Raw genomic sequence first — 8,318 nt, 5'->3', positions numbered from 1 at the left:
GCCGCCGCGCCGCATGCAGCCGCCGCCGCGCCGGCCGCCGGCGCGCGCCGCCATCGCGCGGATGCCGCGTGGCTCGTCGTGCTGTACGGGATGCCGGGCTTCGGCTACATCATCACCGCGACCTTCCTGCCGGTGATCGCGCGCGCGGCGCTGCCGCCCGGTTCGCCGTGGCCCGACCTGTTCTGGCCGATGTTCGGCGCGGCGCTGATCGTCGGCGCGATCGCCGCCGCGCGGCTGCCCGGGCACTGGGACAACCGGCTGCTGCTCGCGGCCGGCTGCGCGATGCAGGCGCTCGGCATCGTGGCCAGCATCCTTTGGCCGAACGCGGTTGGCTTCTCGGCCGGCAGCGTGCTGCTCGGGCTGCCGTTCACCGCGATCACGCTGTTCGCGATGCGCGAGGCGCGGCGCCTGCACGGCGAGCGCGCGGCGGGGCTGATGGGCTATGCGACCGCGTCGTACGGCATCGGGCAGATCCTCGGGCCGCTGGTCGCGGCGCCGCTGACCGCGCGCTTCGGCTCGTTTTCGCCGGCGCTGTGGATCGCGGCCGCCGCGCTGTTGGCGGGCGCGGCCGGCTTCGCGGCGACCACCGCGGCGGCACGCGCGCGATCCCGAGGATCGGCATGACCGAGCCTGACGGGGCCGGATCATCTGCGCGGCGGGCAAACTCGCTAGAATGAAGCCTTTCCGCGTCGAGCGGGCCGCCGTGTCGCGCCCGCCATGTGTATCCCGATGACCGTTGCCGACTATCGTTTCTGCCCGCGCTGCGCGAGCCCGCTGATCGAACGCGCCGATCCCGACCATGAAGGCGGCCGCCTGCGCCAGGCGTGCCCGGACGACGCGTGCGGCTATGTGCACTGGAACAACCCGCTGCCGGTCGTCGCGGCGATCGTCGAGCTCGACGGCAAGATCCTGCTGGCGCGCAATGCGGCCTGGCCGGAAGGGATGTTCGCGCTGATCACCGGCTTCCTCGAGAACGGCGAGACGCCCGAGGACGGCATCGCGCGCGAGGTGTTCGAGGAAACCGCGCTGAAGGCCGAGCAGATCGCGCTGGTCGGCGTCTACGAATTCATCCGCAAGAACGAACTGATCATCGCGTACCACGTGCGCGCGTCGGGCACGGTCGCGCTGTCGCCGGAACTGCTCGAATACCGGCTCGTCGATCCGCCGCTGCTGCGGCCGTGGCGCGCCGGCACCGGCTACGCGCTCGCCGACTGGATGCGCGCGCGCGGCCTCGATTTCCAGTTCGTCGACCGGCCCGGGCAGTGACGGGCCGGCTTGCCCGCGCGACGGCCCGCACCGTCGTGCCGCCAGCGATCCGCGCGGCGCGGCGGCCGGATCGGCTGCACCGTCGCCGCGCCGTGCTTTCACACCGTCGCGCCGTGCCGCCGGGCCTGCGCGACGTCCATCCAACGTCGTCCTGACCGCCACCGACACCGCCATGTCCGACAAGCCGCAGCCGCGTCCGCGCGACGCCTATCGCCACTTCCTGCCGATCACGACCCGCTGGATGGACAACGACGTCTACGGGCACGTGAACAACGTCGTCTACTACAGCTACTTCGACACGGTCGTGAACGCGTACCTGATCCGCGCGGGCGTGCTCGACGTCGAGCACGGCCAGACGATCGGCCTCGTCGTCGAGACGCAGTGCAACTACTTCGCGCCGCTGGTGTTTCCGCAGGCGGTCGATGCGGGACTGCGCGTCGCGAAGCTCGGCACGTCGAGCGTGCGCTACGAGATCGGGCTGTTCGCGGCAGGCGACGCGGCGCCCGCCGCGCAGGGCCATTTCGTGCACGTGTATGTCGATCGCGGCACGCGCCGGCCGGTGGCGCTGCCCGACGCGCTGCGCGCGGCGCTCGAGCCGCTCTCCGTCTGACGGTTCGCGCGGTGCACGGGTTCGCGCTCCAGGCCTTCAACGGCCTCAGTTACGGCTTGCTGCTGTTCATGCTGTCGGCCGGCCTGACGCTGATCTTCAGCGTGCAGGGCGTGCTGAACTTCGCGCACGCGAGCTTCTACATGCTCGGCGCGTACGTCGGCTACAGCATCGCCGCGCAGGCGGGGTTCTGGGCCGCGCTCGTGCTCGCGCCGCTCGCGGTCGGGCTGCTCGGCGCCGGCTGCGAGCGCTGGCTGCTGCGCCGCGTGCAGGCGCGCGGCCATACCAGCGAGCTGCTGCTGACCTTCGGGCTGGCCTACCTGATCGGCGAGGGCGCGAAGCTCGCGTGGGGCCTCGCGCCGCTGCCGGCGCCGGTGCCGGCGCTGTTCGACGGCGCGCCCGTGACCGTGTTCGGCCTCGCGCTGCCGCGCTACCGGCTGTTCATGATGGCGATGTCCGCGGCGATGCTGGTCGCGCTCGGCGTGCTGCTGCGCGCGTCGCGCATCGGGCTCGTGGTGCGCGCCGCGCTCACGCATCGCGCGGCCGTCGAGGTGCTCGGCTACGACGTGCCGCGCCTGATGACCGCGCTGTTCGGCGCGGGCACCGCGCTCGCGGCGCTGGCCGGCGTGATCGGCGCACCGCTCGCGGTGATCGAGCCCGCGCTCGCCGAGACCGTCGGATCCGTCGTGTTCGCGGTCGTCGTGATCGGCGGGCTCGGCTCGCTCGGCGGCGCATTCGTCGCGTCGCTCGCGGTCGGCTTCGCGCAGACCTTCGCCGCGTCGAGCGACACGTCGCTGCGCGAGCTCGCGCAGTGGGCCGGCCTCGCGCTGCCAGACAGCGTCGCCGCGGTGTCGATCGCGCAGCTCGCGCCGCTGGTGCCGTACCTGCTGCTGGTCGCGGTGCTGGTCGCGCGCCCGCGCGGGCTGTTCGGCGAGCGCGCCGATGCGTAGCGCCGCGTTCGCCGGCGTCGCGCGCTGGACGCTGTTCGCGGCCTGCGTCGCGCTGCCCGCGTGGCTGTGGCCGCACGGTGCGATGCTCGGCTATCTCGCGCAGACGGCCGCGCTCGTCGTGCTCGCGCTGTCGTACAACCTGCAGCTCGGCACGACCGGGCTGCTGTCGTTCGGGCATGCGGCGTTCGCGGGGCTCGGCGCGTTCGCGGCCGCGCACTGGTTCAACCGCTTCGGCGGCCCGCTGCCGTTGTTGCCGCTCGTCGGCGGCGCGGCCGGCGCCGCGTTCGGCTGGCTCGCCGGCCTGCTCGCGACGCGTCGCGCGGGCACCGCGTTCGCGATGATCACGCTCGGGCTCGGCGAGTGCGTGGCGGCCGCCGCGTGGAGCGTGCCTGCGTGGTTCGGCGGCATCGGCGGCGTGCCGATCGATCGCGCGAGCGGCACGGCATGGTTCGGCTGGCATTTCGGCGCGCCCGCGCAGGCGTATGCGGTGATCGCCGCGTGGTGCGTCGGCTCGGCATTCGCGATGCACGCGCTGACGCGCACGCCGCTCGCACGGCTCGCGAACGCGGTGCGCGACAATCCCGCGCGGGTTGCGGCGCTCGGCACCGATCCGCGTCGCGTGCGGCTCGCGATGGTCACCTGCGCGTCGTTTTTCGCGGGCGTGGCCGGCACGCTGACGCTGATCGACGTCGAGATCGCGACGCCCGACAGCGTGTCGATGGCGCGCTCCGCGACCGTGCTGATCGCCGCGGTGATCGGCGGCACCGGCAGCTTCTTCGGGCCGGCGGCCGGCGCAGCCGTGCTGACCGCGCTGAGCATCGTCGTCGCGGGCGTGTCGCGCGGCTGGGCGCTGTATCTCGGCGTGCTGTTCGTGGTGGTCGTGGTGGCCGTGCCGCGCGGGCTCGCGGGCATCGCGGCGGCGCTCGCGCACGCGTTGCGGCGCGGTGCGCCGGCAAGCGAGCGGTGGCGCATGCTGTGCGGCGTCGCCGCATGCGCGTTCTGGTGCATCGCGCTGGTCTGCGCGACCGAGCTCGGCTATGCGTGGCGCTTTGCAGCGGACGACGGCAGCGGCCTCGCGTTCGGCGCGTGGCGTATCGACGCGGACATGCCGGCCGGCTGGGCCGTCGCCTGCTCGGCGGCCGGCATCGGCGCGCTGCTGTGGGGCTGGCGCGCGCGGCTCGCGCGCGGCGCGCAGGAGGACACGCGATGAACGGCAATGCGATCGCGCTGCACGGCATCGTGCAGCGCTTCGGCGCGCAGACCGTGCTCGACGGTGTCGAGCTGAGCGTCGCGGCCGGCGAGCGCCATGCGCTGATCGGGCCGAACGGCGCGGGCAAGTCGACGCTGTTCGGCGTGATCGCGGGCGCGACGCGGCCGACGCGCGGGCGGGTCGTGCTGCACGGCGTCGAGCTGCGCGGGCGCGGGCCGGTCGTCGCGAGCCGGCTCGGCATCGGCCGCAGCTTCCAGCAGACCAGCGCCTTCGCGCGCCTGAGCGTGTTCGACAACCTGCGCTGCGCGGCGCTGCATGCGCCGGCCGAGCGGCGGCGCTGGTGGAACCGGCTGCGCGAATCGGCGTCGGTCGATCGCGCGGCCGCACGCGTGCTGCACGACGTCGGTCTCGACGCGCGCCGCGAGACGCCGGCCGCCGAACTGAGCTACGCGGAGCAGCGCGCGCTCGATCTCGGCATCGCGCTCGCGAGCGGCGCGCGCACGCTGCTGCTCGACGAGCCGACAGCCGGCATGAACCGCGAGCAGGCGGCGCGGATGATCGCGCTGATCCGCGCGACGACGCAGGGGCGCACGGTGCTGATGATCGAGCACGACATGGACACGGTGTTCGGTTTCGCCGAGCGCATCACGGTGCTGGTGCGCGGCCGCGTGGTCGCGAGCGGCGCGCCCGACGCGATTCGCGCCGATCCGGCCGTGCGCGCCGCGTATCTCGGCGAGGGCGGCGCATGAGCGCGCTGCTCGAGATCCGCGGGCTGCGCGCGGGATACGGGCTGCAGCCGGTGCTCGACGGCGTCGATCTCGCGCTGGCGCCGGGCGAGACGCTCGCGCTGCTCGGCCGCAACGGCTCGGGACGCTCGACGCTCGCGAAGGCCGTGATGGGGCTGGTGCGCACGACCGGCTCGGTGCGGATCGCGGGCGTCGAATGCGCGGGCGCGCGGCCGTTCGAGATCGCGCGGCGCGGCGTGGCCTACGTGGCCGAGAGCCGCGACGTGTTTCCGCTGCTGAGCGTGCGCGACAACCTGCGACTCGGGCTGCGCGGCGTCGGCGGCGCAGCCGCGCGCACGGCGCTGGAGCGGCTGTTCGCGCGCTTTCCGCTGCTGGCCGCGCGCGCGGACGTGAAGGCTGGCCGGCTGTCGGGCGGCGAGCAGCAGGTGCTCGCGCTGGTGCGCGCGCTCGCCGGCGGCCCGCGCCTGCTGATCGTCGACGAGCCGGCCGAAGGGCTGGCGCCGCGCGCGGTCGACGCGGTGCGTGCGTGCCTCGCTGCGCTGCAGGCCGACGGCGTCGCGATCGTGCTGATCGAGCAGCGGCTGCAGCTCGCGCCGCGGCTGGCGCGTCGCGTCGCGGTAATGGGGCGCGGGCGGATCGTCCACGACGGGCCGCTCGACACGCTCGGCGGCGACATCGCCGATGCGTGGCTTGGCGCCGGCTGACGGCCGCGCGCCGATTGTTCGGCTGGCCGAGCCAGTCAATTCGCGTCGAGCCGCTTTATCGCGGCGGCGACAGCTTCTACATTGCCTGCAAGGCCGGTGCGCCGCACGTTCGCGGCGGCCGACGTTCTCCATCCGGGTTATCTGACTGAGGAATCCAATCATGAGCAAGCTGGCAGGCAAGGTCGCGATCGTCACGGGCGCGTCGAAGGGCATCGGCGCCGCGATCGCGCGGGCGCTGGCCGCCGAGGGCGCGGCGGTGGTCGTCAACTATGCGAGCAGCAGGACGGGCGCCGACGCGGTGGTGCGGGCGATCGAGGAAGCGGGCGGCCGCGCGGTCGCGGTGGGCGCCGACGTGTCGAAGGCGGCCGATGCGCAGCGCATCGTCGATACGGCGATCGACACCTACGGCCGTCTCGACGTGCTCGTCAACAATTCGGGCGTCTACGAATTCGCGCCGATCGACGCGATCACGGAAGAACACTATCGCCGGCAGTTCGACACGAACGTGCTCGGCGTGCTGTTGACGACGCAGGCGGCCGTCAAGCATCTCGGCGAAGGCGCGAGCATCGTCAACATCAGCTCGGTCGTGACGAGCATCACGCCGCCGGCCAGCGCGGTCTACAGCGGCACCAAGGGGGCGGTGGACGCGATCACGGGCGTGCTCGCGCTCGAACTCGGGCCGCGCAAGATTCGCGTGAACGCGATCAATCCGGGGATGGTGGTGACCGAGGGTACGCACAGCGCGGGCATCATCGGTTCGGATCTCGAAGCGCAGACGCGCAGCGGGACGCCGCTGGGGCGGCTTGGCGAACCGGACGACATCGCGTCGATCGCGGTGTTCCTCGCGTCGGACGATGCGCGCTGGATGACCGGCGAGCATCTGGTCGCGAGCGGCGGGATGCGCTGAGCCGTCGCGGCGGCGCGGGGCGCTCACGCGATCATGCGGTGAACGCTCGCGCCGCCGGGCGATCGCAGGCTTGTGGCGGCAGCGGCGCGCGCGTCAGCGCGTCGGCGCCGCGTCGAGCATCCATTCGTGCGCGGGATCGTTCCTGAACGCCCACGCACGGCTCGGGCCGGCCATCACGTTCAGGTAGTAGAGGGTGTAGCCGTGCGGTGCGACGACCGGGTGATAGCCGCGCGGCACCAGCACGACGTCGTGGTTCTCGACCGCGCATGCCTCGTCGAGGCTGCGGTCGTCCGTGTAGACGCGCTGGAACGCGAAGCCCTGCGGCGGATCGATCCGGTGGTAGTAGGTTTCCTCGAGCGAGGTCTCGTCGGGTGCCGCGTCGCGGTCGTGCTTGTGCGGCGGATAGCTGCTCGAATGGCTCGCCGGCGTGATGACCTCGACGACCAGCAGCCGGTCGGCGGCCGGGTTGTCGCCCATCAGGATGTCGCACACGTAGCGCGTATTGGTGCCTTGCCCGCGCACCGAGCGGCGCATCCATGCGCCGTCGAGACGCTGCACCGGCTTGTCGGCGCTCGCGGACGGCGCGCTGCACAGCGCGACTTCCGCATCGCGCGTCGCGACCAGCGTGACGGTCTTGCCGCCCGGCACGTACAGCGCGTCCGGCGACACCGCGTCGAACACGCTGTCGCGCGTGCCGAGCGCGTCGTAGCGCACGCCGTCGACTTCGGCGCGCACCGTGCCGGTGAGCACGACGACGCACAGCTCGCGCGTGCCGGTGTCGAGCGTTTCGGCGTCGCCGGCCTGCATCCGCAGCGCGCGGAAGCCGACATGCTTCCAGCCGGCCGACTCGGGCGTGACGTTGCAGATTTCGCGGTCCGGCGAGGCCTTGATCAGCAGCGGTGAAATCGTCATGGCGTGGGGCTCCTCGATGAGATGACGGCGCTCATGCGCTCAGGCGATCGACGATCGCACGCAGCGACTCGTAGCCCTTTTTCGCATACGGATAGCTCGGCGCGACAGCCGGATCCTGCTCGGCCTCGACGACGAGCCAGCCTTCGTAGCCGGCGTCCTTCAGCGTACGCAGCGTCGCTTCGTAATCGAGCGCGCCGTCGCCCGGCACCGTGAAGGTGCCGTTGATCACGCCGTTCAGGAAGCTCCAGCCGTCGTTGCGCGCCTGCGTGACGACCTGCGGCCGCACGTCCTTGCAGTGTACGTGGACGACGCGCGACACGTGCTTCTTCAGCAGCGCGACCGGGTCGGCCGCGCCGCCGAAATACGCGTGGCCGGTGTCGAACAGCAGGAACACCTTGGCCGGATCGGTCAGCGCCATCAGCCGGTCGACGTCGTCCGGCGACTCGACGTACGCGCCCATGTGGTGGTGATAGGCGAGCTTGATCCCGTAGGTTGCGAGCAGATGCGCGCCGAATGCGTCGAGCCGCGCGGCGTAGCGCCGCCATGCGTCGTCGTCGACGAAGCGCGGGCGCTTCGCGACCGGCGTGTCGATGCTGCCCTGGATCGTGCCCGCGCATTCGCCGTAGACGACCACCTTCACGTCGTTGTATTGCAGCTTCGTCATGTGCGCGCGGCAGCGCGCGATCTCGGCGGCGACCGCGTCGGCGTCGCTCATGCCCGGCTCGACTTCGGCAAGGAATCCGGAATACCAGCCCGACACGCACACGAGTCCGAACTCGGCGAGCTTGGCCTTCAGTTCGGGGCCGGTCTTCGGAAACTTGTTGCCGAGTTCGAAGCCCGCGTAGCCGATCTCGGCGCCTTCCTTCAGCGCCGTCTCGAGCGGCGTTTCGCCGCCGAGCGACGGCAGATCGTCGTTCATCCACGACAGGGGGTTGATGCCGATACGGACGTTCCAGCTCATGACGGGCTTCCTTGGTTCGAATGGTTTCTGCATGCGCACGCGTGCTTGTTCAGAA

Annotated in this window: 10 protein-coding genes; 8 read left to right on the top strand and 2 right to left on the bottom strand. The window is 72.3% G+C overall.

What is annotated here, in order from left to right:
- The 8 genes from BST28156_RS27175 to BST28156_RS27140 all read left to right on the top strand — a co-directional run.
- A partial coding sequence (locus BST28156_RS27175; RefSeq protein WP_174903827.1) for a YbfB/YjiJ family MFS transporter occupies window positions 1-624 on the top strand: 624 nt, incomplete at its 5' end.
- Between the two features lie 105 nt (window positions 625-729).
- The gene (locus tag BST28156_RS27170) at window positions 730-1,266 is read left to right on the top strand and encodes an NUDIX domain-containing protein (protein ID WP_040127193.1); all 537 of its coding nucleotides are present in this window, start codon (window positions 730-732) and stop codon (window positions 1,264-1,266) included.
- 172 nt (window positions 1,267-1,438) lie between these two features.
- A complete protein-coding gene (locus BST28156_RS27165; RefSeq protein WP_174903826.1) occupies window positions 1,439-1,876 on the top strand; it encodes an acyl-CoA thioesterase in 438 nt (145 codons plus the stop codon).
- A gap of 11 nt (window positions 1,877-1,887) precedes the next feature.
- The gene (locus BST28156_RS27160) at window positions 1,888-2,823 is read left to right on the top strand and encodes a branched-chain amino acid ABC transporter permease (protein WP_174903825.1); all 936 of its coding nucleotides are present in this window, start codon (window positions 1,888-1,890) and stop codon (window positions 2,821-2,823) included.
- On the top strand, window positions 2,816-4,033 hold the full coding sequence (locus tag BST28156_RS27155; RefSeq protein WP_174903824.1) for a branched-chain amino acid ABC transporter permease: 1,218 nt from the start codon (window positions 2,816-2,818) through the stop codon (window positions 4,031-4,033). The genes BST28156_RS27160 and BST28156_RS27155 overlap by 8 nt, the downstream gene beginning before the upstream one ends.
- Window positions 4,030-4,782, top strand: a complete 753-nt coding sequence (locus BST28156_RS27150) for an ABC transporter ATP-binding protein (RefSeq protein WP_060242235.1) — start codon at window positions 4,030-4,032, stop codon at window positions 4,780-4,782. The genes BST28156_RS27155 and BST28156_RS27150 overlap by 4 nt, the downstream gene beginning before the upstream one ends.
- Window positions 4,779-5,483 carry an ABC transporter ATP-binding protein gene (locus tag BST28156_RS27145; protein WP_059518308.1) on the top strand — a complete coding sequence of 235 codons (705 nt, stop codon included), beginning with the start codon at window positions 4,779-4,781 and terminating at the stop codon, window positions 5,481-5,483. Before BST28156_RS27150 ends, BST28156_RS27145 begins: the two co-directional genes overlap by 4 nt.
- 160 nt (window positions 5,484-5,643) lie before the next feature.
- Window positions 5,644-6,390, top strand: a complete 747-nt coding sequence (locus BST28156_RS27140) for a glucose 1-dehydrogenase (RefSeq protein WP_060242085.1) — start codon at window positions 5,644-5,646, stop codon at window positions 6,388-6,390.
- 93 nt (window positions 6,391-6,483) lie between these two features.
- On the opposite strand, the gene iolB is transcribed toward BST28156_RS27140, so the two are convergent.
- Both iolB and iolE read right to left on the bottom strand, forming a co-directional pair.
- A complete protein-coding gene (iolB, locus tag BST28156_RS27135; protein ID WP_174903823.1) occupies window positions 6,484-7,302 on the bottom strand; it encodes a 5-deoxy-glucuronate isomerase in 819 nt (272 codons plus the stop codon).
- Window positions 7,303-7,333: 31 nt separating this feature from the next.
- Window positions 7,334-8,263: a myo-inosose-2 dehydratase gene (iolE, locus tag BST28156_RS27130; RefSeq protein WP_174903822.1), complete on the bottom strand. Its 930-nt coding sequence runs from the start codon at window positions 8,261-8,263 to the stop codon at window positions 7,334-7,336.
- Window positions 8,264-8,318: the final 55 nt, after the last annotated feature.

This window comes from Burkholderia pseudomultivorans, from assembly GCF_902499075.1.
GTDB classification, from domain to species: domain Bacteria; phylum Pseudomonadota; class Gammaproteobacteria; order Burkholderiales; family Burkholderiaceae; genus Burkholderia; species Burkholderia pseudomultivorans.
Note: the sequence above shows the minus strand (reverse complement) of the source record. Positions and strands in the feature narration are given on the sequence as shown.